Origin of the sequence: Paenibacillus medicaginis, from assembly GCF_042138635.1 — a bacterium.
In the GTDB taxonomy this organism is placed as follows: domain Bacteria; phylum Bacillota; class Bacilli; order Paenibacillales; family Paenibacillaceae; genus Paenibacillus; species Paenibacillus medicaginis.
Genome location: NZ_JBHIRY010000012.1, coordinates 26,217 through 51,689, shown reverse-complemented (window position 1 = coordinate 51,689; position 25,473 = coordinate 26,217). Strand labels below are relative to the sequence as shown.

The 25,473-nt window shown below is 49.8% G+C and carries 21 protein-coding genes; 10 read left to right on the top strand and 11 right to left on the bottom strand.

The genetic code is table 11. The features are described from left to right. Window positions 1–214 precede the first annotated feature (214 nt). Window positions 215–781 (top strand): 5' nucleotidase, NT5C type, encoded by a 567-nt coding sequence (locus ACE5LO_RS13765; RefSeq protein ID WP_375520599.1) that lies wholly within the window; start codon window positions 215–217, stop codon window positions 779–781. On the opposite strand, the gene ACE5LO_RS13760 is transcribed toward ACE5LO_RS13765, so the two are convergent. Beyond that, on the bottom strand, window positions 772–1,098 hold the full coding sequence (locus tag ACE5LO_RS13760) for a hypothetical protein (RefSeq protein WP_375520598.1): 327 nt from the start codon (window positions 1,096–1,098) through the stop codon (window positions 772–774). The two genes, ACE5LO_RS13765 and ACE5LO_RS13760, sit on opposite strands and share 10 nt — an antisense overlap. Before the next feature lie 119 nt (window positions 1,099–1,217). Between ACE5LO_RS13760 and ACE5LO_RS13755 the strand changes: the two genes are divergently transcribed. Together ACE5LO_RS13755 and ACE5LO_RS13750 are read left to right on the top strand one after the other, a co-directional pair. Continuing rightward, window positions 1,218–2,192 (top strand): MraY family glycosyltransferase, encoded by a 975-nt coding sequence (locus tag ACE5LO_RS13755; protein ID WP_375520597.1) that lies wholly within the window; start codon window positions 1,218–1,220, stop codon window positions 2,190–2,192. 155 nt (window positions 2,193–2,347) lie between these two features. Beyond that, on the top strand, window positions 2,348–3,745 hold the full coding sequence (locus ACE5LO_RS13750) for a transcriptional regulator (protein ID WP_375520596.1): 1,398 nt from the start codon (window positions 2,348–2,350) through the stop codon (window positions 3,743–3,745). A 296-nt stretch (window positions 3,746–4,041) separates the two neighbouring features. Here ACE5LO_RS13750 and moaA read toward each other — a convergent pair whose 3' ends face one another. Beyond that, window positions 4,042–5,046, bottom strand: coding sequence for a GTP 3',8-cyclase MoaA (gene moaA / locus ACE5LO_RS13745; RefSeq protein WP_375520595.1), 1,005 nt, complete (start codon window positions 5,044–5,046; stop codon window positions 4,042–4,044). 539 nt (window positions 5,047–5,585) lie between these two features. Between moaA and nikA the strand changes: the two genes are divergently transcribed. From nikA to ACE5LO_RS13720, 5 genes are read left to right on the top strand one after another with little or no spacing between them, the layout of a single operon-like run. Further along, window positions 5,586–7,139, top strand: a complete 1,554-nt coding sequence (nikA, locus tag ACE5LO_RS13740; protein ID WP_375520686.1) for a nickel ABC transporter substrate-binding protein — start codon at window positions 5,586–5,588, stop codon at window positions 7,137–7,139. Next, a complete protein-coding gene (gene nikB / locus ACE5LO_RS13735) occupies window positions 7,136–8,083 on the top strand; it encodes a nickel ABC transporter permease (protein WP_375520594.1) in 948 nt (315 codons plus the stop codon). Before nikA ends, nikB begins: the two co-directional genes overlap by 4 nt. Next, window positions 8,080–8,928, top strand: coding sequence for a nickel transporter permease (gene nikC, locus ACE5LO_RS13730; RefSeq protein ID WP_375520593.1), 849 nt, complete (start codon window positions 8,080–8,082; stop codon window positions 8,926–8,928). The genes nikB and nikC overlap by 4 nt, the downstream gene beginning before the upstream one ends. After that, window positions 8,925–9,707, top strand: a complete 783-nt coding sequence (locus ACE5LO_RS13725) for an ABC transporter ATP-binding protein (RefSeq protein WP_375520592.1) — start codon at window positions 8,925–8,927, stop codon at window positions 9,705–9,707. Before nikC ends, ACE5LO_RS13725 begins: the two co-directional genes overlap by 4 nt. Next, window positions 9,707–10,468, top strand: a complete 762-nt coding sequence (locus ACE5LO_RS13720; RefSeq protein WP_375520685.1) for an ABC transporter ATP-binding protein — start codon at window positions 9,707–9,709, stop codon at window positions 10,466–10,468. The genes ACE5LO_RS13725 and ACE5LO_RS13720 overlap by 1 nt, the downstream gene beginning before the upstream one ends. Here the strand turns inward: ACE5LO_RS13720 and ACE5LO_RS13715 are convergent, their stop codons facing one another. From ACE5LO_RS13715 to aspA, 9 genes are all read right to left on the bottom strand, one after another. Continuing rightward, the gene (locus tag ACE5LO_RS13715; RefSeq protein WP_375520591.1) at window positions 10,469–11,911 is read right to left on the bottom strand and encodes a DHA2 family efflux MFS transporter permease subunit; all 1,443 of its coding nucleotides are present in this window, start codon (window positions 11,909–11,911) and stop codon (window positions 10,469–10,471) included. A 34-nt stretch (window positions 11,912–11,945) separates the two neighbouring features. Next, window positions 11,946–12,473, bottom strand: a complete 528-nt coding sequence (locus tag ACE5LO_RS13710; protein WP_375520590.1) for an RrF2 family transcriptional regulator — start codon at window positions 12,471–12,473, stop codon at window positions 11,946–11,948. A gap of 326 nt (window positions 12,474–12,799) precedes the next feature. Beyond that, window positions 12,800–13,402: a restriction endonuclease gene (locus tag ACE5LO_RS13705; protein WP_375520589.1), complete on the bottom strand. Its 603-nt coding sequence runs from the start codon at window positions 13,400–13,402 to the stop codon at window positions 12,800–12,802. A gap of 36 nt (window positions 13,403–13,438) precedes the next feature. Next, window positions 13,439–14,107: a hypothetical protein gene (locus ACE5LO_RS13700; protein WP_375520588.1), complete on the bottom strand. Its 669-nt coding sequence runs from the start codon at window positions 14,105–14,107 to the stop codon at window positions 13,439–13,441. Window positions 14,108–14,243: 136 nt separating this feature from the next. Further along, complete coding sequence (locus ACE5LO_RS13695) at window positions 14,244–16,610, bottom strand: helix-turn-helix domain-containing protein (protein ID WP_375520587.1); 2,367 nt, start codon at window positions 16,608–16,610, stop codon at window positions 14,244–14,246. 97 nt (window positions 16,611–16,707) lie between these two features. Next, window positions 16,708–18,225 carry an extracellular solute-binding protein gene (locus tag ACE5LO_RS13690; RefSeq protein ID WP_375520586.1) on the bottom strand — a complete coding sequence of 506 codons (1,518 nt, stop codon included), beginning with the start codon at window positions 18,223–18,225 and terminating at the stop codon, window positions 16,708–16,710. A 30-nt stretch (window positions 18,226–18,255) separates the two neighbouring features. Then, entirely contained in the window at window positions 18,256–19,134 is an 879-nt protein-coding gene (locus tag ACE5LO_RS13685; RefSeq protein ID WP_355321005.1) for a carbohydrate ABC transporter permease, read from the bottom strand. Between the two features lie 46 nt (window positions 19,135–19,180). Then, on the bottom strand, window positions 19,181–20,104 hold the full coding sequence (locus tag ACE5LO_RS13680) for an ABC transporter permease (protein WP_375520684.1): 924 nt from the start codon (window positions 20,102–20,104) through the stop codon (window positions 19,181–19,183). Between the two features lie 258 nt (window positions 20,105–20,362). Then, a complete protein-coding gene (gene aspA, locus ACE5LO_RS13675) occupies window positions 20,363–21,772 on the bottom strand; it encodes an aspartate ammonia-lyase (RefSeq protein ID WP_375520585.1) in 1,410 nt (469 codons plus the stop codon). Between the two features lie 284 nt (window positions 21,773–22,056). Between aspA and ACE5LO_RS13670 the strand changes: the two genes are divergently transcribed. Both ACE5LO_RS13670 and ACE5LO_RS13665 read left to right on the top strand, forming a co-directional pair. Then, a complete protein-coding gene (locus ACE5LO_RS13670; RefSeq protein WP_375520683.1) occupies window positions 22,057–23,235 on the top strand; it encodes an aminotransferase A in 1,179 nt (392 codons plus the stop codon). 220 nt (window positions 23,236–23,455) lie between these two features. After that, complete coding sequence (locus tag ACE5LO_RS13665; protein ID WP_375520584.1) at window positions 23,456–24,691, top strand: ISAzo13 family transposase; 1,236 nt, start codon at window positions 23,456–23,458, stop codon at window positions 24,689–24,691. The last annotated feature ends 782 nt before the right edge of the window (window positions 24,692–25,473 follow it).

Below are 25,473 nucleotides of genomic sequence, written 5' to 3'. Positions count from 1 at the left end.
GATTGGCATAAAAGGCCACTTACACTTTGCGGTTCATCCCTGTGGGTATTCAAATACAATCTAGCTGTATCATGCACATTTTTTGTTTTTTTACTTAATTAAATGATTTTTACACTTCACCGTCAACTGTTAATTTCCGATAAACGCTGTGTTACAATGCAGAAGTAGCTGACCGCCACATTTAAGTCCATTAAAAACCAGGAGCTGTACTCAAATGCATAAAAAAATAGTAGCCATCGATATGGATGATACAATCTGCCATCTCGTTCCAAGAGCAATCCATTATCATAATTTGCTATACCCTGATCTGCCGCTAACAATGGAGCAAATGATCAGCTTTGATATGACAAGTATTTGGCATCCCCAATGCAATGAGGATATCTTTTTCGGAAGACCGGGCCTGTATGAAGAACTGGAAATTTTCGACGAGTATACCATCGAGGAAGTCAGGAAGATTGCCACAGAACATGACGTCATTATCGTAACGGCGGCAAGACCGTCCTCGGTCGCTGAGAAATGGAACTGGCTGCAGCGGCGGATGCCGTTCATTCCGTTCGAGAACTTTTTCATGGCCAAGCGAAAATACCTGCTGAACTTTGATCTGCTCATTGATGACGGCCCCCATAACCTGATTCCGGCAAAAGCAGCCGGCAAACAGACCATCGGCATCCCTCGCCCCTGGAACAAGCATATCCAGGATCAATTTATAATGAAGGATTCCTGGCAAGGCATGAGCGAGTTGGTCAAACGGCTGCTTACCGAGCAGCCAAGTCAGGGCTGAATAAACGGCATTTTAATAATATACACTATTGCGGGCAACTGACTGCATACCCATGGAAGCGGATAAAGCACCAGATTGGCCGTATCATACATACCTTCGGCATGGAAGCTGTATCCGAAGTCGCTCTGAGACCAGAAGCGAACAAACTGCTCTATTTTAGAGATTTCCTGAGGCTTATCCAGGCCATATTGAAGCATAAGCCTTTTCTCTGTTTCCCGGTCTACCCCTCCCGGTCCCGAGTCTGCAGATAATTGCTGAGGAATACATAACGTGATGAAGAGCAGGAACACAGCAAGCATCCTTATTTGCCGTAGCATGATTTCTCCCCCCCCCTTTTTTCGCTGGATTTTTTGTGTCAAATTTGCTAGATTGCCTGTATCGTCATATAATCAGCTTTAGGCGATCTTTATTCTCGAAACTATCTAGGAGGACCGATATGTTACTGCTGGTTTCTGCCATGCTGTCTTGTCTGCTGGTCATACTGCTGATCCCTCCCCTTCGTAAATTAGCCATTAAGATTGATTTTGTTGACAAACCCCGTCCTGATCTGGAGCGGAAGATCCATCGTGAGCCGATACCGCTTACTGCCGGAATCGCTATCTTCATCGGTTTTTTTGCCACCTATTTTATTTCTGCCGGCTTTACAGGCGCCGGGCTGACCGGCAAATCCGCGGCCATTTTCTGTGGAAGCCTACTTATTCTCGGCATTGGCATGCTGGATGACTGGTACAAAACCCGTGGAAAAGAGCTGGCCTCCCTGCCCAAAATGATCGTTCAGGTGGCCGCTGCACTTATTGTTTATTTTTCAGGCATCGCTTTTGAAGGCTTCACCAATCCTTTCACCGGACATTATATCAGCCTCCCGGAATGGCTGCAGCTTATCCTGACCATTTTGTGGATTTTCGGTGTGACGACAGTCATTAATTTTTCCGACGGGATTGACGGCCTGGCAGGCGGCCTGTCCGCCATTTCAGGCGGCACCCTCTTTATTGTAGCCCTGACCATGGGACAAAGCGAATCAGCACTAATGTCGGTCATTCTCGTTGGTTCCGCCATTGGGTATCTCCGCTATAACAAACCGCCTGCCCGTGTATTTATGGGTGATGCCGGTGCTACATTCCTTGGCTTCATGCTGGGCATTATCGCTTTGGACGGAGCTTTCAAGGGGGCCACCCTCGCTTCCCTGTTCATCCCGATTTTTGCTCTGGGAGTTCCGATACTGGACAATGTCATCGTGATCATCCGCAGACTGATCCAGCAAAAACCAATCTATAAAGCCGATGCCTCGCAGGCCCACTACCGGCTGCTTGCAACAGGACTAAATCAGACCCAGACACTCGTGTTTCTCTGTCTGCTCAATATTTGCTTCGGGCTAACCGCCATTATTCTTGCACTTCAATCCGATATGTAGCTTCGTCTATATGATTGATCCGCCGTTTCCGGTGGATCAAATTTTAAATTCTCCTGAAATATTGATGCTTGCGAACTCCCAAAAAACATTTGACCAACAAGAAATAAATGGTTATATTTGTAACATAATAGCAATTTTTATCAGGGGTGGTTTATTTGAATGATACAACCACGATTCGCTCCGAAATGGAGGATTATATAAAACAGCACGGCTTGAATATTACTCAGTTTGGCAAATTGTCAGGTTTAAACCCTGGCACCATGAGTGCCATTTTGAACGGTAACCGGGTGATGGCCGTCAATCAATTGGACCGGATCACCGCTACGCTGGCCTTGCCTGAAGGTTACTTCTATGAACAATATATACAGGAATATTTAAATGAAGCTTCTCCGAACTGGCGCAGAATCAGACCCTTTATGTACCGCTGTGCCGAGCTGAACAAGCTTGGGTGCATCCGGCAGGCTCTGAAGTTATTAATGGACAATTTGCTGTATTCCCCCCTGCTGTTTGAAACGGCGGAGGTGTTTTTTCAGGAGGGAAAAAAAGATGCGGCCATCCTTTTATTTGAATGTGTGGCCGCAAACGAGAGAAGCCAGTATTCGGAGCGGCTTGCTTTCTGCCAGTACCGTCTGTTTAGCCTTAAATTGGGAGGCGACCAGGCACTGAATTTGCTCGTTGCCCATCAGTTTGAGCCATATGTAGACCGTCTTGACGAGACAGATCAGCTCGATGCGCTCAAGGATTTGGTAAATACATACCGCTCTTTGCGACAGTGGGATAAAGTAAATGAGCTGGCACAGCAAATGGGACATAAGGCACAGATTCAATATAATCTGGAACAGCGGCAGACTCGAAAAAACGGCAGGGAAAGCAAAAAAATGTCCAGACCATTATTTGTGTATATTGCTTACGCTAATTTGTTAAGAGCCGCCGTTTGTGATGCAAGGAAAGATTACAAGCAGGCACTGCAATTTACCTATGCCTATGCGGATTTGAGCTGGGTGAAAGAAACAGACCCTGAAACAGTGCATTGGAAGGGCCTTTTTCAGCACTGGGCACAGGTCAATACCTATGTAAACAGATTAATGATGGGGGATATCAGCATACTTCCCAAGTATGTAGAATATATTGAGGGTAAAAAAGAAATATTTTCAGAGCTCCTGAACATTGTGGAGGCAGCCAACCTTTACAATATCGACGTCGATCATATCCTTGGCCAATTTAATGATGCCATCCTATCCTATGAGCAGCAGCCAACCTCGACCGATATTTACACACAACAGGTCATTCCGGAACAAGCCACACGCTTCTGGTATGAACTCGCTAAATATTACTTGAGCAAAGGCCGTTACTCCAACGGGTTCGGGTACTTGTTTAGGGCAATGGAAAAGTCTTCGGAAATTAATAATAAAACGGTCATTATTAATTGCGTAGGCTTATATGAGCGCTTTAAAAAATTCGCGGCAGACGAAATCCAGCACCAGTATCAATTTTATATCAAAAAGGTGTGGGCAGAAAATGAAAAAAAGGATCCCATTGTCATTAATTTTTAGCCTTGTGTTTGCACTCTCCCCTTTAACCCAAGCTTTGAACGCACTCAATGAAACTTCCGAGCAGGTTGGAGGAGCATAAGGGATTCTTTAAACCTTGTACTTTTTTATATTGAAGAGACGATGGACAGAAATGCGTTAAATTCTGTTCAATCGTCTTTTTTGCTGCAAGACAATAAAGCCGACTGCTTCTGGCAATCGGCTCTTTGGCGAGAAACTTTTGCCGGGTCGCTCGCAACTTTATTTTAACCGCTAACACCTTTTTTGGGCCTTCATCTATTTTTTGCAACGCAAAATATTTATCCTCCGATATGGGACATTTCCACTTTGGTCGATCCGTTGTCCTTGCCTGTCCCGCGTTCGAGGGAATATTGGTCATGCCTGTTCGCCCAGATGGATGAAATGGTACCGCCAAGCTGCTCGTCACTGTTGTCGGACCGCAGCAGATGACGCAGCGAATGCCCTTGCGATGCGAAAAGGCAGGTGTATAGCGTTCCGTCCGCAGACAGGCGGGCCCGGGTGCAGGATGCACAAAAAGCCTGAGTAACTGATGAAATAAATCCGACTTCACCTCTGCCGTCCAAAAAACGGTATCTGGCCGCCACTTCACCGAGATAGTTCGGTTCAACCGGCTCAAGCGGCCAGCGTTCTCCGATGCGCTGCAGCAGCTCCTTCGTGCTGACCACATGCTCCCTGTTCCAACCGTTGGTGTTGCCGACGTCCATGTATTCAACCATCCGCAGAATATGGCCTTTATTCCGGAAATATTCAACCATGGGCAGAACGGCGCTGTCGTTTACTCCCTTCTGCACCACCATGTTGACCTTCACCGACAGGCCTGCCGCCGCGGCGGCATCGATTCCGTCAAGCACAGGCTGAACCCGCCCTCTTCCCCCGTTCATGAACAGAAATGTATCGTCATCGAGCGCGTCCAGGCTGACCGTAATGCGATGCAGCCCGGCCTGCTTCAGCTTGCTTGCATTTCTGGCCAAAAGGCTGCCGTTGGTCGTCAGCGAGATATCTTCCACATCCAGCGCAGCAAGCCTTGTAATAATCTCTGGCAAGTCCTTGCGCAGCAAGGGTTCGCCCCCGGTGATGCGCAGCTTGCGTACCCCGAGCGAGACGAAGATGCGGGCCAGTCTGCTGATTTCTTCCGCTGTCAGCATATGCCCCTGGGGCAGATATGCATAATCCTGATCAAAAATTTCCGCAGGCATACAGTAACGGCAGCGGAAGTTGCAGCGGTCTGTGACCGAAATACGCAAATCCCGCAAATGCCTGCTGTGCTGATCGTATACAGTCATCGAGATCCCCCTTCTGCCGCTGCTAAAGCGTATTTGTGTAATGCTCCTAGCGTACCACAAATTGACCCGTTATGCCTCCGGATATGTTTTAATGTATTTCCTTGCCCGAATGGCTCTTACAACGATCGTGGGAATTTACTTTTCCAGCGCCATCCCTTGAACTGAAAAAAACAGAGCCCGTCTCCTGTGAGGAAAACAAGCTCCGCTCGTTGATTTTTCTGTGAAGGTACGTCAAATGTACGTCGATAGACGTTATAATGGCTGGACAGAAGCGGGCGGTGTGGCGATAGTCACGATACAAGCGAGGTCCGCATCCGCTCCGCACGCACCCGGGGTTGGGCTAAAATGCTTCATATGGTAATGCAAAACAGCAGCATGCTCCCTCGTTTTGTAAATCGGAAACCAGGATTCGATGAAATTAATATAAAATTCGGTTAAAAGGAAGTCATTTCAATTCAATATCGGGTATTGCCAAAGCGTAATAATTACGATAATATTCTAATCGTAATTATTACATATTAGGAGGGATTCGTATTTTGATGACTACGAACCAAAGCAAGCCAGTACCAGCCATATTGATTCTCCTGGTCTGTATCAGTCTGTTAAGTGCGTGCGGACAAGCTGCTCCGGCGAGTGAGAGCTCCTTGGCTGCCAAGCATATCAGCTTCCTGTACAATTTCTCCACCAATTCTCTGGACCCGCATGTGGACTCCAGCTACATTCCGCTCAGAGCCGGCATAACGGAAACGCTGGTCAGGCTGGATGAGGATAATTTGACCGTGGCTCCGTGGCTGGCCGAAAGCTGGGAAAGCCCGGATGGACAGCACTGGACGATCAGGCTGCGCGAGGATGTTACCTTTCAGAATGGCAAAAGCATGACTGGTGAAGCAGTCAAAGCCTCACTGGAACGGGCGCTCCAGGAGAGTGCAGCCATCCGGAGCGCGCTGAAAATTGATACGATCACTGCGGACGGACATACGCTGAAGATTACCACGACTCAGCCCTTCCCTGAATTTGCATCCGAACTGGTCAATCCGAATGTCTCCATCATCGATGTAACCGCACCGGATATCGTCAATCACCCGGTCGGTACAGGACCTTTCAAGCTGCAAAGCTTCACTCCCGGAAGCAAGCTGGAGCTGGAACGTTATGATGAATATTGGGACGGGGCTTCCCCATTGGACTCCGTAACTTTTGCATTTAACGAAGATGCCAATGCCCGTTCCCTTGCCCTCAAATCCGGACAGGTCGATATTGTGTACCGCCCGGAGGTTGAGAGTCTGGAATCGCTTGCTGCCGTGCCAGGCGCCAAGGTTGAATCAACAGCGACCTTCCGTGTGCATCAGCTTACCATGAACATGGAACGGGAGAGCATGAAGGACTTGAACGTACGCCAGGCCATGAATGCGCTGATTGACCGCCAGGAAATCGTAGACACCATTTTACTCGGATATGGCGAACCTGCCATTGGACCGTTCCTGCCTTCCCTGCCGTTTGCTCCCCAATATGAAGACAGCAAGCTGAAGACAGGTCCCGAGGCGGCTGTGCAGTATTTGAAGGAAGCCGGTTACACACTTCAGGACGGTATTATGCAGAAGAATGGGAAGCCCCTGCGGTTGACACTGCTGACTTACTCGTCCAGAGCTGACCTGCCCTTGATTGCCCAGGTATTTCAGTCCGACGCCAAGCGCATCGGGATCGATGTGCAAATTCAGCAGATTGATACGCCAGAAGAATATATGGCCGCCAACCGCGACTGGGATCTGGCCACCTACAGCAACCTGACGGCTCCGCGGGGAGATGCCGGTTATTATTTAAATGCAACCTATCACCCGACGGGGGCGCTCAACTTTAGCGGGGTTTATGATGAAGAGCTGACGACGATCATAAATGAACTTAATCGCACCGTTGAACCCGGGCAGCGGGCTGTGCTTGCAGAAAAGGCGGCAAATTATGTGCATAAGAACGTGATTAATTCCTTCGTCCTGCATCCTTCAACTATCGTTGCTTACGATGAAAACAAAGTTACCAACTGGGTGACGGCAAGAAGTGAGTACTACATGATCACCAATAAGCTGGATGTGAAAAAATGATTCGGATTCTGATCCGCAAATTTGCGGAAGTGCTCCTGTTTATGTTAATTATCACGTTTATCAGTTTTCTGTTTATCCGGCTTGCGCCTGGTGATCCCGTATTAACGATCCTGAATGTGGATGAGCTGTCCGTCAGTCAGGAACAGGTAGAGGCCCTGCGGGAAGAAATGGGTTTTAACAAGCCACTGCTCGCACAGTACGGACTTTGGCTGCTTGATTTTGTACGGCTCGACTTCGGGCATTCCTATGTCACCGGCCAGTCGGTTATGGAAATGATCCTGACAGGTCTGCCTGCCACACTGGAATTAACCGCAGGCGCGCTGCTCATTATGCTGGTTGTGTCGGTTCCGCTCGGATCGTTGGCAGCATTGCACCGCAATAGCTGGATTGATCAGATCAGCAGAATTTTATCGATTATCGGCGCAGCTGTTCCCAGCTTCTGGCTGGGCCTGATCTTCATCGACCTGTTTGGCGTGCGGCTCAACTGGCTGCCAACCATGGGCAGAGACGGCTTTCTCTCCTTGCTGCTGCCCTCCCTGACGCTCGGACTTGCCATCTCGGGTGTGTATGTAAGGCTGCTGCGCTCCAGTCTGCTCGATTCGTTAAGCCAGGAATTCATTCGCGCAGCGAGATCACGCGGCCTGTCCGAACGGCGCATCTTCGTGATGCATGCGTTCCGGCACAGCCTTCCGCCGGTCATTACCGTGTTCGGTGTCAGTCTCGGCAGTCTGATCGGCGGTGTGGTGGTGGTTGAAGTATTATTCGCTTATCCGGGGATTGGCAAGCTTGTGGTGGACGCGGTCAGACAACGGGATTACCCGCTGATCCAGGGTTACATCCTTATTATGGCGGCCTTTGTGTTTGTAGTGAATACGGCCGTCGATCTGTCCTACCGTTATCTGAACCCGGAAATGAAGCTGAAGGAAAGGGAGGCATGGTCATGAGAGCTCGGTCTCTTCTTGGTATGGGCAGAAAAAAGTACACCTGGCAAGCCGCCATCACCCTTCTGTTCGTGCTGTTGACTGCGGCCGCAGCCTTGTATGCTTTCGTATATCTGCGGCATGATCCCACACTGACCGATCTGGGTATGCGGCTGCAGGATACAAGTCTGCTGCATCCGCTCGGCACCGATCATCTGGGGCGTGACGTATTAACCCGGCTGCTGCTGGGCGGCTGGCAAACGATCGGTTACAGTCTGCTGGCCCTGTTGGCAGCACTGCTGATTGGCGTTCCGTTCGGCCTGATCTCCGGTTACTTCCGCGGCTGGGCCGACCGGATTTTCATGCGTATTGCAGATAGCTTTCTCGCTTTCCCTGATACGATCGTTGCCATTGTGCTCAGCGGTCTGCTCGGTGCGGGAATTGGCAATCTGGTGCTTGCCATCGTCATCGTAAAATGGGTAAGCTACGCCCGGCTTGTACGCAGCACGGTCCTGGCCGAATCGCAAAAGGATTACGTGCTTATTGCCCGTATTAACGGCTTGTCCTCCGCCCGGATCATGCAAAAGCATCTGTTCCCCCATATCATAGGCAATGTGCTTGTGCTGGCCAGTCTGGACCTTGGCAAAATCATTCTGCTAATCTCTGCCTTCTCTTATATTGGACTTGGTGTGCAGCCACCGCTTGCCGAATGGGGGGCCATGCTGAACGACTCAAGGCCTTATTTTCAGTCCAAACCCGAATTGATGCTCTACCCGGGACTGGCGATTGTTGTTGTGGTTCTGCTGGCCAATATGCTGGGGGATCATTTGCGCGACCGTTTTGATGTGAAGAAGGAGGTGCAGCCATGATCTTGTCCATTGAGCAATTATCCATTCACAGCCGTGACAAAACACTTGTTCACGAGGTGTCGCTGACTATTCGTAAGGGGGAGTGGTATGCTCTGGTCGGGCAAAGCGGCAGCGGCAAAAGCCTGCTCTCACAGGCCATCGGGCAGCTGCTGCCTCCTAATCTGCGGGCGGACGGTCAGGTGATATTACACGGACTGGATGTGCTGAACCTGCCTTCGTCGCGTGCACGCTCCCTGCGCGGCGGCACACTGGCATACGTCTTTCAGGATTACCAGGGCTCCTTCACTCCGTTTCGCACGATCGGTCAGCATTTTGATGAGTATCAGAAAGCGCATGATGTAACTTCAGCCACAGTACGCACGCAGCAGGCTGTGGAGGCGCTCGAATCGGTGGGTCTGGACGGCCGTTTTCTCCCCCGCTACCCGTTCCAACTGAGCGGCGGGCAGCTGCAGCGGGCGTCGATAGCCATTGCGCTCCTGCTCTCGCCGGAGCTGTTAATCGCGGATGAAGTGACAACGGCACTGGACAGTGTGTCCGCTCACCGTATTCTGCAGCTTCTTGCCGCCAAACAACGCCAAACCGGCTGTGCCATCCTCTTCATTACCCATGACTGGCGCCATGTCAGACGGTATGCCCAGCAGATCGCGGTTATGAAAGATGGAACAATTGTCGAATCTGGCAGCAGTAAGCTTATATTGGAGAATCCGCAGCATGACTATACGAGACAGCTCATTCAGGCTGCACCTGTATTGCCTGTGCCTACGGAGGTGAAGCCATGATGAGCCTTTTAGTTGTAGACCGTCTGACCAAATCCTACCGGGAAGGAAAAATGGCGGTGAACGCTGTTTCTTTCCACCTCGACAAGGGTGAATGTCTGGGCCTTGTTGGAGAAAGCGGCTGCGGCAAGAGCACATTAGCCCGCTGCCTGCTGCACATTGAAACCATCGACAGCGGCTCTATTATGCTGAACGGGCAGCCGATAGAGCAACTGCACGAACGCAAGCTGAGACCTTTCCGCAGACATATGCAAATGGTGTCCCAAAATCCGGCGGCTGCGCTCAATCCGAAGCTGAAAATCAAGCACTCCCTGCTGGATGCTTACGAGCAGTTCCACCATCAGCTAAGATTGAAACACTTCACGTTTACTTCCAAAGCCGCTTATATCAAGCAATTGCTTGAGGCTGTTGAACTGCCGGCCTCACTTGCCGACCGCTACCCGCATGAGCTGAGCGGCGGCCAGCGCCAGCGGGTAACCATTGCCAGGGCCATCAGCATTGAGCCGGAAGTCATCGTGCTGGACGAGCCTACGGCGAGCCTGGATGTCATCTCACAAGGAGCAGTGCTCAGGTTGTTAACATCATTGCAGACCCACTTGCAGCTGTCTTATTTGTTTATATCTCACGACCTTGCTGCCGTGCACCAGATGAGCCAGCGCATCCTCGTTATGAAGGAAGGCCGGCTCGTGGATCAGTTCGACCGGGATCATGTATTTCATGAAAATCGTCATCTATATACCCAAGAACTGATCTCGATTTTTTGACTATTCGGCATACATGTTCTGATCCTGCAATTCCGGCGGTTTCCCTTTACGGAGCAAGAGACCGAGTAAAAATGCAACAAATGCGAGAATAACACCGATCCAGAATGCGTTGTTAATGCCGGCGGCCAGCCCTTTGGCTATTTCCACCGGAGACTGCGGATCGCTCGCTCCGCTCAAGTACTGCTTCTGTCCGCTCGACATAATACTGATGTACAGGGCAGTACCGATGGCGCCAGACACCTGCTGCAACGTGTTCAAGATTGCCGTTCCGTGCGGATGCAAGTGGCGTGGCAGTTGGTTGAGCCCTGCTGTCTGTGCAGGCATCATCACAAGCGCGATGCCAACCATTAACGCGATATGCACGGCGACAAGGAAACCTGTCGTCGTCGTTTCGTCGAAGCGGGTGAATAACCACAGCGAAGCAGCAGCAACGACAAGTCCGGGGATGACAAGCACACGAGGCCCGAATTTATCAAACAGCTTGCCTGAGATTGGAGCCATGAGCCCGTTCACAATGCCCCCGGGAAGCAGGATCAAGCCTGACTGGAACGCCGTCATCAGCAGCACACCCTGCATAAACATGGGGAGCATAATAGCTGATGAGAAAAACGTCATCAAAAGCACAAATAACAGCACCGCAACCAGCGCGAACGTGGGATACCTGAATGCCCGCAAATCCATAACAGGCTCCTTCAGCAGCAATTGCCGCCAGACGAACAGCGCCAAGGCGATGCCTCCCGCCGTGATGGTCCAAATCACCAGCGGCACCGACCAGCCGAGTTCACCAGCCTTGCTGAACCCGAACACAATTCCGCCAAAACCGATGGTGGACAGCCCGATGGATAAGAAGTCCACCCGTGGTTTCGTGACATCTGATACGTTTTTCAGAACAGCAAATCCAACGATAATCGCAAACAGCGCAAACGGTATTACAAGGTAGAACAGCCAACGCCAGGAAAGCCCGTCAACGATTAAACCCGAGATCGTCGGTCCGATCGCTGGCGCAAACATGACAACAAGCCCTAACATGCCCATGGCGCCTCCCCGCTTTTCCGGCGGAAAAATGGTCATAATGATGTTCATGGTAAGCGGCAGCAGCACACCGGTCCCGATCGCCTGAATAATCCGCCCGATCAGCAGCACACCAAATTCCGGCGATACTGCCGAGATGACCGTACCAACAAAGAACAGACTCATCGCCGACAGAAACATTTGCCGGGTCGTGAACCATTGCTGCAATACCGCCGTCACCGGAACGAGCACACCAACGACGAGCAAATAAGCGGTGGCAAGCCATTGGGCCGTCGTCGCAGACACACCAAATGATTTCATCAATTCAGGGAGGGCATTGCCCATTAATGTTTCGTTCAAAGCGGCGACGAACATGCCAACGATCAATGCAAACATGATCGGGCCGCGCTTCATATGTTTTAAATCGATCATAAGTTTCTCCTCCAAGCTTCATTAATTCTATATTTTACAGACACTTAATATCCTTAATTTGTGTAAAAAAAAGACCTTTATTCCTTGTTTCCCCATGAGTGCAACGCTTAAAAGACTCATCCAACACTGACCTGATCGTATGCTCCCGCAAGTATTGGTGCAGAGACTGTTCCGCGCCGACCATCACTTTCTCAATCCAACATTCGCTTTTTCCCGGATGTTGCTGGCCCTGTCGTGCAGCGCCCTCTTCCGCTAATAACTGATGCTGCCGCGAACTTGAATGTGAGCATTCGAACAACTGCTGTCTTCCTTCAATGACTTGAATTACATCCAGAAACGTAATCTGGTCAGCCGGCCGTGCAAGCTCATAACCACCGTTCAGCCCTGGCACAGCTCGCACGATTCCATCGTGCCGCAGCTTGGACATGATTTTGGATAAATAGCTTTCGGAAACGCCAATCGTTGAAGATAACTCTTTGATCCCGACATTGATGCAACGCTGCGAATGTGCCAAATGTACTAAGGCGTGCAAGGCATAATCTGTGCTTTTAGAGAACTGCAACTCCCCTCTCCTCCTTTCTCGGAAAATAAAATTATTATAGATCTACAATATCCATAATATCCGATTCGAGTTCGTGTTGCAACAACCTTTTTGATCCGAAATTTGCTTCTACTGGCAGGATTCATGCAACATTTTTTATGGTTTAGAAAAAAGAGACCCTACTGAGCATCAGCAGGGTCAATGATCTATATATAAGGGGGTTATTGATAACAACTATACAGCCCGTAGATTAATGCACGATGAAGAGAAACTGAAATCCTACTTAAAAATCGAATTTTGGAAAATCTTTATCGTCAAAACAGTACGCCCCACCTTTTTCTTTCACCTTACTTGCCACCTTTGCGTTGCTTGTCTCCCTTCCAACCGCCCGTAAACGGCTCCGGTTCCCGTTCTACAATGTCCATGGCCTCCTCAGCCCGCCGTGCTTTGAACAGGATCATCATCTCCTCCAAATCCCCGCGATCCAGCAGCGTAACCCTGTTGGAGCTGGCCAGCGTAACACAGGATTCGGTATACCTGCCAGACGTAATAACCACAGACCTGTGCGCGCGATAATAATTCATGGAGGCATAAATCTCCTGAACTGCTCCCAGTCCAACCGGACTTTGCATTCCATAACGTTTGGCCTGCACCACATTGCGCACTCCGCTGCGGTCAGTGAACACAAGATCGGCCCCGAAATCACGACTGCTTGTCGTCTTGTACACCTCTTCATAGCCCAGTTCGGTAAACAAACGATACAAGTAAGTTTCAAACTCAGAGCCGTCCTCCATTCGGTCAATATCCTTCATTGTAATTTTGCGCGGATTGAGCTCCCGCAGCACGCGCGCTCTTCGGCGGCGTATCCATCCGACAACGGACGCCGTCAAAATGAGCAGCCCTATAATCCATGCTGTCAAAGATCCCAAATTTGTATGTATGATGTCCATGTTCTGTTACCTTTCTGTTTTTCAAACGATGCGCTCTTAAAAATAGGTTTCACGCATCGGGCTGTTCTGCTGCCGCTCCCGCGACTTGACCAGAATGTATCGTTGAAGACCGTCAGCTCCTTCGATGGCAAGATCCCCATGCTTCTCGGCCTGATCAAGCTCTCCCTTACAGAAGGCGGCCTCCGCCTCCAGCGCATGGACCAGTACCTGCTGCTTTAGCTGCACCTTCTGAGCTTCGAAATCGTCCCAGTCTTTTTTATAGATGGCAATCAGTGCTTTGAAATAAGGGCGGGAATTTGGATGTCTGATTTGATCAACTATGTTCTCTGCCTCAGCTATATCCCTGCTCTCCAGATTGATCTGAACCTTGGTCGTAAGCTGCATTTGCTTGCCTTTAACCTTCTCCTGCTCCCGTGCTGCATTTTCCAGATCACCGTTGACCATATAATAGATCATTCTAAAATAAGGATTTTCAGCCTGCTTCAGCCCTTTTTCGATCCTGGCAAGATCCTTCATAAATTTAACAACATATACGGTGTAAGCAAGGTTGATAAGCTGGATCAGCAGCGCTCCACAGAGCGCCCAGACTATAGGTTTTAAAGAGGCCCTTTCGTTGACCATTCCCGGGTCTTCACCCATAAATCCCGTGACAACTCCGATCACGATCGCAACCCCGATTTGCCACGGCCATTTGATTAGCTGCAAACGATCTTCTCCCCCCAATGTAATTTTTCATGTCTAACTTCGCTAGTCATGATTTCAATTATAACTAAGGTCACGGTCCTTTTGCCATAAGTAAGAAACGATAATCCCCTGCAATCGCCAGCTTTTTCATCCAACTCTATTCTCTTCTCACTACTTGCTCCCTGTATTGCCCAGGTGTAACACCTTCCAGCTTCTTGAACAACCGGTTCAAATAAGAAGGGCGATAGCCGATGTGCAGCGCGATTTCATTCACCTTCATATCGGTTTCTGTCAGCAATTCCTTTACCTTATCGATTTTTAAGCGCATAAGGAAATCAATGTAGTTGATGCCGGTTATTTGTTTAAATGCTTTGCTGAGCGTAAAAGGGCTTGTTCCCACATGTTCCGCGCACCGTTCAAGCGACAGCTCGGAATCAATCGTCGATTTTATATATTCCATCGCCCGCTCTACGAGACGCCGGAGGTGTATGGTTTGCTCCCTCTCCAGGGTCTTGCAGTAAGGCTCAACAATCCTGTTCTTCAACCATGCCGTAATTTGATCAGGTTCGCGCAGCCGGCGAAGCTCCCCGTACAAATCGTCATCGCCGTATAAGACGCGGGGATGGTATCCTGTTTCCAGGATTGCATGCTGAATGCTGCCCAGCAGTTGAACCGCTCCATCCTGAATGAACATCTCCTTATTCCCTTCCCTCACCAGCGTCTCCATGAACAATTGAATCGCATCGTATACTTCATCCTTAAGCCCCATGCGGATCGCCTGTGTAACTTCCTTTTCGGCCGCAAACGGATAAGGGATCGTATCTCCCGTTAAGCCTGGCAACAGCTCTTCCAAAGATAAAATCTGGTTGCCCTCCCTAACTTCACGATAGCGTACAACCTGCCGAAGCTGCTGGAGCGAACCGGGAATATCCGTAATCCTCATCATTAGCGTACCGACCAGAATGGTGCTGTGAAATTTCAAAACAGCACTCGATGCTTGCGCAAGCGAGTTCACGAGATGAAAAGCCCTGCTGCGAACCGTTTCTTCAGGCTCCTCTTTATTGAAGGAAAGCAGAATACCAATAGACATATCCTGAAAATTGATCGTGTCCGCTTCTTCACCAAGCCCCCTCGTTAGCTCCTGCACTAAATTCTCGGCCGCAAAGGAAACAAGCTGCACGTCGTTCTCCTCGAACCGTCCCTGCTGCCGACCAAGGCCTGTCACCTGAAACAAAATAAGCAGAAAATTTTTGCCGTTCACATTCCAGCCAAAACCGCTCATCCGCTCGCGCAGCTCTCCCTCATTCAAATAATAGTAATACCCTTGAATCAAATGCAGCAGAAAGCTGGAGCGCAGCCCGGGCCGCGCTTTCTCCAGCTTATCCCGCAGCTCATGGCTTTCTTTGTAGAGATGGCGCCACTCATTCTCGAGAAATCCAATCTCATCGGGGTTCTGCTCGCTCGGGCGCCTGTTATCCCGAAATAAGCTGACCAGCCTTGAAATGGGAGAATACATTCGTTTGGAAGCCAGCCAGGACAGAAGCAGAGCCAGGACAAATCCGCATAGGCTGATGGCGATAATGATCTTCGACAACAATTGCACAGGCGCCGTTAACGAGGAAAGCGAAGCGGCGGTTACATAAGTCCAGTCCAGACCCAGCTTGGAAAAATCACCATACGTAACGGTGTAGGTTCTGTTCTCCCATTCATACAAAAAGGTGCCGGTTTCGCTTGTTGTTCGATACCGCCTAATTTGCTCGCTTAATACAGACTCAAACGGCGATCCTTCCGGCAACCCGGCCCCTTTGTCCGTAACGACAAAATTGCCCTGCTCATCGAAGATGAACGAGTGGCCCGATTTGCCAAGCGACAGCTCCCTGACCATCTCTACCAGCCTGTCTCTGTTCAAATAAAAGACTAAAAGACCGTATGGCTCCCCGACACCCGGCACCTTTTGGGCAAGCACAACCTCATGGTTGTCGTGCTGGTTGACCCGGGGAAAACCGTTCAGCCAGAAGGAGCTTTTCTTTTTGCGGTCTATAATCGCGCTATACGCGGCTTGATCCTCGTAACCGTTAACGGCCTCAATGCCATCCTGATCAGATACAATCTGCGGAGTGGGGCCGTCGAGGTAGAAGTGAACCTGATCGATAAGCGAATTAAATCCTTTCATACCAACCAAGGTACGGTATAATTCCTGGGTAGTGCTGTATTCCTGCTTGAGATCAATATTCCGCAGGCTGCCGTCAAACCGGGGATCATACGCCCACTGCACGGCTGTCAGCTCAAGCTGGTTTAGGTCCTCCTTCATCCGGTTCAAAGCGTTCTGCAGCAGCGCTTCATTGGAATAGGAGACTTCCTCTTTGATGTTAGCGCTTCCAAATATGTAAAATAAACCTCCCATGATAATGGTTGGCAAGCAGGTAATGCTCAGCATAAGCAGCAGGCTTTTCCGGTAAAATTGGCCTTTCACGGCAGGCAGCAAAAACCCCGTTTTCCGTATCCGGGCAGATAAATGTTTCATCCTATTCCCCCTCGCAGTACCTTATGGATATATGAAATTCATTCACCCACGGCAAAAACCCTCTTTTGAGGGTCATGAAAAAGAGGGTTTTTGTCTGTTATTTTATGCTCGCTGTGCGCTGCTGATAAGCCGCGTTTATTTCCTCTGTCATTTTAAGCAGATCCGGATTGCTCTTAAGCTCATGAACGAAATTATCCCATTCGCTAATCGGCAATTTGCCCAATATTAATTTTGTTTTCATATCCTGGATGCTTTTCTGCAGCTCGTTGCCAACCCTCGTGCTTGTTTCGGAATTAAGACCAGCCGCGAGATCCGGTATGCTGATTTTCGCTCGTTCATCGATAATTTTTTTATTCCGCTCCAGCACTTCGTCAGGCATCCCCGAACGGTAAGCCCGCAAATATTTATCATACTTGAGGAAAATTTGGCCTAAGGCCTGCTGGGCGACGATATCGGTTTTAGCTTGCTCAGTCGGCACCTTGATGCCGATGTCTTCGGTATAGTGCACATCCTTAAGGCCATAGCTTGCCAGATCACTGCCTTCATCTGACGCCCCGTAATCCATCAGTTCAAGCAGCTTTTTCATCTTCTCTTCCGGCACGGTCTTCGGAATGACGAACATACCGAAAAATCCGGCATCACGGTTGACATATCCGTTCAGGGAAACCAGCGGCTCAAAATCGGCTTTTGGATCTGTTTTGCGAAGCTCCTCGGTCGGCTCCCATGCGGCCTCAACCGTATCCTGGAACCCGCCTGCGCGGCCAGCCTTCAGCATATCCTTTGCCTGCGAGTTTTTCAACGTCGCCAGGTCCTCAGGAAGCAGCTTTTCTTCGTATGCTTTATTTAGCCATTCCAGAGCGTCCTTCATTTCCGGAAGCAGGTTGATATTGACCAGCTTGCCATCAATAAGCTTCCAATCTCCGTTATTTTGCACAAAAGCGTACTGCAGCGCATTTAAAGTACCCATGCTGGATTGATCGACATACCCGGCATAACCGATGGTATCCGTCTTGCCGTTGCCGTCGGGGTCCTGTTCCACAAAAGCCTTCAGCACCGTATACAATTCATCGGTCGTCTTCGGAACTTCAAGGCCAAGCTTATCCAGCCAATCCTTGCGGATGTACAAGAAGTTGCCGCCATCCACCGGACGCACGCGCGGGATGCCGTAGTTTTTCCCGTCCGCCTGCTTTGTGTTGATCCACGCTTCCTTCGGGAACTTCATCAAATTCGGGTAATCCTTGATGTATGGCGTTAAATCCCAAAATGCCCCTTGCTGCACCATCATGCGCACCTGTGCGGTAAACGCGTTATCAAGCAGCATCAGGTCGGGAATATCGCCTGAAGCCAATGTGACGTTAACCTTGTCTCCATAGTTATTGGGTGACACCCAGGTGATGTTCAATTTTGTATTCGTCCGTTTCCCGATTTCCTCTACGATGACATTGTCTTCGCCCGGCGGCTCAGGCGTATAATACACCGACATGATATCCACATCTAACACTCCGTCGCCAGCCCCGGATTCGCCGCCGTTTCCGCCGCACCCGGCCAGTAAAGCCAGGATGAGCAAGATGGAAACGATGTTCCGCATGGATTTCCAAGAGAAATGTTTGAACATATTTTCCCCTCCAAATGATCGTCACTTTTTTTATTCCTTAACGGAACCGACCATCGCACCTTTAGCAAAATGCTTCTGCAGAAAAGGATAAACAAGCAGGATCGGCACCGTTGCGATCACGACCGCAGCCATCTTCAGCGTCTCTGGCGGAATGCGCTGCTCCGACATCATCTCAGCCGCAGCCGAGCCGCCTGCCGCTGTAGACGCGTCAATAAGCATATTCTGAAGCAGCACCTGCAGCGGTTGTTTCGAAAAATCATTAATATAGAGCAGTGCGTTAAAAAAAGTGTTCCAATATGCGACTGCGTAAAATAATCCGAATGCGGCCATGGACGGCAGCGAAAGGGGCAGGATCACCCGGACCCAGACGCTAAAATCGTTGCATCCGTCGATTCGCGCGGCCTCCTCCAGGCTCGCCGGGATGCTGTCAAAAAATCCTTTCATCAGCAGCACGTACCAGCCGCTTGTCAGCACAGGCAGAATCAGCGACCAGGTACTGTTGATCAAATGTAAATCGCGCACCAGCAAGTACGGCGGTATGATGCCGGGATTAAACAAGGTTGTAAGCAGAATCGCCAACAGCATAAAACGTCTGCCCTGCAGCCTTTTGCGTGATAGAGCATACGAAAGCCCCGAGGTGACGATCAGACTGAGCACCGTGCCCACGATTGCCAGGAAAGCGCTGTTGCCCGTTGCCCGCAAAAAGGCGTTCGTGGACAGCAAATATTCATAAGAGGCCAGGCTCCACTTTTCAGGAAACAGGACAAGTCCGCGCCGGATATACTCCGACGGATCGGTAAACGAGACGATAAAGACATAATAGAACGGAAAAAACGTAATCAGACTGACCAAACCAAGTACGAGGGCATTCACAATGCCAAACAGTCGGTCTCCTAAACTCTCTCGCAACAGATTTCACCTCCAGCATGGATCACTGAAAATAGTTTGGACATAGTCAGTAAACGCCCTCTTCTCCGAATTTTTTGGCGAGCCGATTTGCTCCGATGACAAGCAGCAGACCAACGATAGATTTAAATAAGCCAACGGCTGTACTGAAGCTGAACTGCCCCTGTTTGATGCCCAGACGGTAGACATACGTATCGAACACGTCGGCCACCTCGGATACGGCTCCGTTCATCATCAGAAAAACCTGCTCAAAACCGACATCCATCATATGACCGATCCGTAAAATAAGCAGGATAACAATGACCGGACGAATTGCAGGCAGCGTTACGTGCCAGATCTGTCTGATCCGGCTCGCCCCGTCCATCTTCGCCGCTTCATATAGCTGCGGATCGACACCCGCGATTGCGGCCAGGAATATAATCGTCCCCCAGCCGGCATCCTTCCAGATCGACTGCACCGTCAGCAGTCCCCAGAAATAATGGCTTTCCGTCAAAAAATCGATTTTCTCCCACCCGAAGCTCACCAGCAGCTTATTAATCACACCGTCCCCCGTAGACAACAACAGGAAGGTAATACCTACGATGATGACCCATGACAGAAAATGCGGCAAATAAATGATCGACTGCACGATTTTCTTATAAGAAGATACGCGAACTTCGTTTAGCAGAACGGCCAGCAAAATGGGCAATGGAAAGAAAAAAATCAAATTAAGCAGATTGATTGCCATCGTATTACGAAACAGCATCAGGAAATCTGGATTCGCGAAAAAGCGGATAAAATGTTCGAATCCGACCCACGGGCTTTTCAAGACGCCCTGGTAAGGAGAATAATTCTGAAAGGCAATGACGATCCCCCACATCGGCATGTACTTGAAAATAATGAAGTACAAAATCCCCGGCAGTGCCAGCAAATATAAGTACCTGTCCCTTCTGAGACCCGCCAAGGCAAAACCAAAGCGCGAAATCCCACCCATAGTATCAGGTGTTCTCGCTTGGGCGCTGTCAGAGGCCTTATCCGCCCGGACTTTCATTATCGCTCCCCCTTATCATTGTAATGAATAATACTTCAATTTGGATGCGCTTTCAAAATATATGATTAACATACATTCGTGTTCAATTTCCAGCAATAGCTCATTCTTGTATAGCGATTTCCGGGCATTGACTTTTCTTGCTGTCGGAAAGAAATTTAAAGCCCCGCCTGGTCAGGCGGGGCTTATCGCAGCTAATTCAGTTTATTCCCGTTCCAGCAGTTCCTCGCCGGCGATGCCCGGCTTGGTCATCTGGAATGGGTCAAGAATAATATCAAGCTCTTCTTCTGTCAGCACGTTATACAGCAGGACCAGCTCCCGAACGGATTTGCCTGTCGTGATGGCTTCGCGTGCAATGCGGGACACCACTTCATAGCCAAGATGCGGGTTGAGTGCCGTAATGATGCCGACGCTGTTCTCCACGTACTCCCGGCAGCGTTCCACGTTGGCCTGGATGCCTTCGATGCAGTGCACCCGGAACACCGTGAAGCCCTGGTTCATAATCTCCAGTGACTGCAGCAGATTGTACACGAGCACTGGCTCCATGACGTTGAGCTCCAACTGGCCGGCCTCGGAAGCAAGGCAGATCGTATTATCGTTGCCGATGACCTGGAACGCGATCTGGTTAATGACCTCAGGGATGACCGGATTGACCTTGCCGGGCATGATGGATGAGCCGGGCTGCCGTGCAGGCAGAAGCAGCTCGCCGAAGCCAGCGCGCGGGCCGGAGGCCATAAGACGGATATCATTCGCCACTTTGGACATATTCATCATGCAGATTTTAAGGGACGCAGACACCTCTGTATAGGCATCCGTATTCTGTGTCGCATCCACCAGATGCTCGTCGGCATGCAGCGGAAAACCGCTGATCTCCGACAGCACCTCGGCAACACGCTGAATGTAACGGCGGTCCGCATTCAATCCGGTTCCTACCGCTGTTGCACCCATGTTGATGCTCAGCAAATGCTCGCGTGTCGCGGCAACCCGCTTGATGTCACGGCCCAGCACACGTGCGTAAGCATCAAATTCCTGGCCCAGCCGGATGGGAACCGCATCCTGCAGATGCGTGCGGCCCATTTTAATTACTCCGTCAAACTCCTGTGCTTTGCGCTGGAACGCATCGCGCAGCTCATTCATCGTGCCGAGCAGTTTGTCCAACATCGCCAATGTCGCCACATGGACCGCTGTCGGGAACGAATCATTCGTCGACTGGGCCATATTCACATGATTGTTGGGGCTAAGCTCTTTATAATCCCCTTTGGACAATCCCATCAGTTCGAGCGCCCGGTTTGCAATCACTTCATTTGTATTCATATTAATGGACGTGCCCGCCCCACCCTGGATCGGATCAACGATGAAATGGTCATGCCACTGGCCGTTAATTACTTCTTCCGCTGCCTTAACGATTGCTTCTCCCTTTGGCCGATGCAGCCGGGTAAGCTCTATATTGACGGTTGCGGCCGCCTTTTTCACCATCGCCATCGCCTTGATCAGTTCAGGGTGCAGACGCTGTCCCGTGATCGGAAAATTTTCCGCAGCTCTCATCGTCTGTACGCCATAATAAGCGTCATCCGGCACCTCTTTTGTACCTAAAAAGTCATGTTCCAACCTCATCTTACATTCCTCCGCTGCGTTTACTCGTATCGCAATTTTCCCGGTATAACTTTCCTCTTCGGGTCCTCACTCATTATACGGTTCTCGCGCGACAAATTTCCAGTCAAACATCATGAGTTAATACAAAGGGCGCCGAAAGCTTCAAAGCACAAGGTCCTCCCGACCAACAGAATGTCAAAAATCTGTTCTATCCCAATCATTCACAAAATTCAGACCGGACGAATTCTGTGGTACACTAATCACAATATGCATTCAAAAAAAAGAAGCGATAGGATGAGCACATGATGGAACATCTGATTAACTCACATGTAAAAGACATTCAGATCAGCGGTATTCGGAAAATCGCCAACAAGGCGGCAGGCATACCGGACGTTGTGTCCCTGACCATCGGCCAGCCCGATCTTCCGACTCCCTCCCACATCTTGGAGGCAGGCCACCGGGCCATTGATGAAGGCCGCACAGTTTATACGCCAAATGCGGGTTTGCCGGAGTTGCGCGAAGCCGCCGCCAATTACATAACAGGCAAATACGGACTTTATTACCGGGGAAATGATGAGGTTATTATCACGAACGGGGCCAGTCAGGCGCTTGATATTACGCTGCGTACCATCCTTTCTCCCGGCGACGAGGTTATTTTGCCAGGCCCCATTTATCCCGGCTATGAGCCTTTAATCCACCTTTCGGGCGGTATTCCCGTTCTGGTCGATACCCGTCCTTCCGGCTTCAAGCTGACAGCCGAGCTGCTTGAGCCTCATTTGACAGCCAAAACAAAAGCGGTGATTCTCGGCTATCCGTCCAATCCGACGGGCCGTGTCATGACAGCGGCAGAGCTGCAGCAAATCGCTGAGCTGTTGCAGGAGCGTGAAATTTTTGTCATTTCCGATGAAATCTACAGCGAGCTTGTTTATGATGTGCCGCACGCCTCCATTGCTTCTATGAAAGGAATGCGCGAGCGGACCATTGTCATCAACGGCCTGTCCAAGTCCCATTCCATGACTGGCTGGCGGATCGGCTTTACGCTCGCTCCAGTAGAAATCACGCAGCATATGATCAAGGTCCATCAATACAATGTGACCTGCGCCAGCTCAGTCAGCCAGTACGCAGCCCTGGAGGCGTTAACAGCCGGAGTCGATGATGCGCTGCCTATGCGCGAGGAATACCGCAAGCGCCGGGACTATGTCCACAGCCGCTTGACTGCGATGGGCATGCCTTTAGATAAACCGGAAGGGGCCTTCTATCTGTTCCCGTCCATTCAGCAGTTTGGCCTGAAGTCCATGGAGTTTTCGCTGCGCCTGCTTGAAGAATACGCCACCGCTGTAGTGCCGGGGGACGCCTTTTCCGTGTATGGCGAAGGTTATATCCGCATCTCTTATGCATGCTCGCAGGCGGTATTGGAGCAGGGCTTGGACAGACTGGAAGCCTTTATTGGGAAATTGCCATTAATAAAACGCTCATCGTCATAATTCCCAAGAGGACTGAACACGTCTAACGGAAATTTTTCTTACGATATATAGAATCGTTCAGCTCCACTGAACACTTAGGCACACCCAATAAAATAATAGAACAAAACCTTAAAATTGTAGCGAGCGAGAACGAATGAAAAAAAGATGGAAAAATCCTTCGATATGTGTTTTGATTGGTTTCCCTAAAACAAACCAAAACCATAACGAAGGATGTATCCAAATGGTACCGCAATGGTTTCAAAAATGCAAAGACTTTCTGAAAGAAATGTTGCCCTCTCTGAGCGGCTCAAACAAACGGATACTGCTCGCCAAGCTATCGAAGGAAGTGGGGAGAGGCGGAGCCACACTTGTCGCACGAACCTTCCAGGTCAGTCGAAATACGATTGCCAAAGGAAGACAAGAAGTCGAATCGGGCGTTGCAAAGGCAGACCGATTTCACGAGCGTGGGCGGCTTCGGGCAGAAGAGAAGCTGCCGGGCTTGCTGAAGGACATTCAGGCCATCATAGACGGCCAGAGCCAGACTGACCCCAGCTTTAAAACAGAAAAGCTATACACACGTTTGATCGTAAAAGAAATTCGAAAGCAGCTCATTCAGGAAAAAGGCTATACGGATAAGGAATTACCCACCTTTCAAACGATCAATACCAAAGTCAACGGGCTCGGCTATACGCTGAAGAAAGTGAAGAAAGCCAAGCCGTTCAAGAAAATTGAGCAAACGGACGCGATTTTCAGCAAACTGAAGGAAATCCACGAGGAGGCAAAAAATCAGAGCAACGTGGTTCGCATCTCTATCGATACAAAAGACCGTGTGAAGATCGGCGATTTTTCCAGAGGCGGCTTCAGTCGAGTCGCACTAAGGGCAGCGGACCATGATTTTTCTAAAACCTTCGTCACGCCGTTTGGCATCCTGGATGTGACTGCGGATCAAGTCGCGTTGTCGTTTACCCGGACGAAAGTGACGGCCGATTTCATGGTCGATGAGATCGAACGATACTGGATAAACAGCGGTTACGCTGCGAACAAAGCCATCGACACGATCCTCATCAATAGCGACAATGGCCCGGAGAACAACAGCCGCAGAACGCAGTTCATCAAGCGAATGGTGGAATTTGCTGCTCGGTATGAGGTGAAAGTCATCTTGGCGTATTACCCGCCGTACCACAGCAAATACAATCCGATCGAACGAGTATGGGGACGGCTGGAGCAACATTGGAATGGCGAGCTGCTTAGGAACGAGGAAACCGTCTACGCGTTCGCGCAAACGATGACGTGGAAAGGAAAACATCCGGTGATATCGGTTGTGGAACAGGTGTATGAGACGGGCAAGAAGTTGAATAAGAAGGCCATGGACGCCTATGAAACGTGGATAGACCGCGATGCGGTCATTGGAAAATGGTTGGTTACACTGCTCCCCGAAAAATGCAAGAAAGCTTTAGATCTGGGATTCTCTCCCTAGGAAATCCTCAATGGGGTAAGGGGAGGTGTGTTCAAAATCAAGAGACGCCTCATTTCCTCACCCACAATAGGAACGGTTTTCCAGAAAATATGCGTGTAAATCGCTGCACTTGTATTTCCAAATCGTTACGATCTTGAATTGCTCAGTTATTTATTTGAGTGTGCCTTATAACTCAACTTTCGCAGCAAGAAATCGGCAAACAGGCCCTGATATAACGGGGTAAAACGGAGATCTACTGCTGGGGGTGACGCTGATTCCAAGAAGACCGCTTTTTTCCAGCTTTCTTGCAAGAAGAGGATTCGCCCCCCTTAGAGTCCAGTAGCCAGAGTGAGATGGGTGTGGTGTCTGTTGCCTTTCCATACAGCTTTGCACGATTATCCCTTTTGTTCAGAATGCTTCACATCACCTAAACGTTCTGCTTTCTCCTAAGATCGCCTCATGATCGATCTCAAACCGATCTGCTTCTCCATCAGGCATGATCCAAAAAATAATAGACCCATTCGATGGTCCTGAATAGCGTAACAACAGGCATTTTTCGTGCCTCATCTGATCCGTTATTTTCTTTACGCGCCTAAAGTATATTTTCGGTTCCCGGGTTTCTGTTTTTCTTTACCTGATCCAACGGGATAATCGTGCAAAGCCCCCGGACAGCGAGTATCACATGCCTTGCCACGATCGACTGGCGGCTTGACTGTCAAGCACTAGATGGGATTCGAATTTCTCAGAACCCAGTAGCTACAAAGGTTGAAGTGGATTTGGGCTCTGTAAAAGTTGAGTTATAA

Coding starts and splice junctions, on each gene's coding strand:
- ACE5LO_RS13680 (WP_375520684.1), bottom strand. CDS start 20,104: ATGGGTGGGATTTCGCGCTTTGGTTTTGCCTTGGCGGGTCTCAGAAGG.
- ACE5LO_RS13755 (WP_375520597.1), top strand. CDS start 1,218: ATGTTACTGCTGGTTTCTGCCATGCTGTCTTGTCTGCTGGTCATACTG.
- ACE5LO_RS13690 (WP_375520586.1), bottom strand. CDS start 18,225: ATGTTCAAACATTTCTCTTGGAAATCCATGCGGAACATCGTTTCCATC.
- ACE5LO_RS13705 (WP_375520589.1), bottom strand. CDS start 13,402: ATGGACATCATACATACAAATTTGGGATCTTTGACAGCATGGATTATA.
- ACE5LO_RS13670 (WP_375520683.1), top strand. CDS start 22,057: ATGGAACATCTGATTAACTCACATGTAAAAGACATTCAGATCAGCGGT.
- ACE5LO_RS13715 (WP_375520591.1), bottom strand. CDS start 11,911: ATGATCGATTTAAAACATATGAAGCGCGGCCCGATCATGTTTGCATTG.
- ACE5LO_RS13725 (WP_375520592.1), top strand. CDS start 8,925: ATGATCTTGTCCATTGAGCAATTATCCATTCACAGCCGTGACAAAACA.
- ACE5LO_RS13665 (WP_375520584.1), top strand. CDS start 23,456: ATGGTACCGCAATGGTTTCAAAAATGCAAAGACTTTCTGAAAGAAATG.
- ACE5LO_RS13760 (WP_375520598.1), bottom strand. CDS start 1,098: ATGCTACGGCAAATAAGGATGCTTGCTGTGTTCCTGCTCTTCATCACG.
- moaA (WP_375520595.1), bottom strand. CDS start 5,046: ATGACTGTATACGATCAGCACAGCAGGCATTTGCGGGATTTGCGTATT.
- nikA (WP_375520686.1), top strand. CDS start 5,586: ATGACTACGAACCAAAGCAAGCCAGTACCAGCCATATTGATTCTCCTG.
- nikB (WP_375520594.1), top strand. CDS start 7,136: ATGATTCGGATTCTGATCCGCAAATTTGCGGAAGTGCTCCTGTTTATG.
- ACE5LO_RS13765 (WP_375520599.1), top strand. CDS start 215: ATGCATAAAAAAATAGTAGCCATCGATATGGATGATACAATCTGCCAT.
- ACE5LO_RS13695 (WP_375520587.1), bottom strand. CDS start 16,610: ATGAAACATTTATCTGCCCGGATACGGAAAACGGGGTTTTTGCTGCCT.
- aspA (WP_375520585.1), bottom strand. CDS start 21,772: ATGAGGTTGGAACATGACTTTTTAGGTACAAAAGAGGTGCCGGATGAC.
- ACE5LO_RS13720 (WP_375520685.1), top strand. CDS start 9,707: ATGAGCCTTTTAGTTGTAGACCGTCTGACCAAATCCTACCGGGAAGGA.
- nikC (WP_375520593.1), top strand. CDS start 8,080: ATGAGAGCTCGGTCTCTTCTTGGTATGGGCAGAAAAAAGTACACCTGG.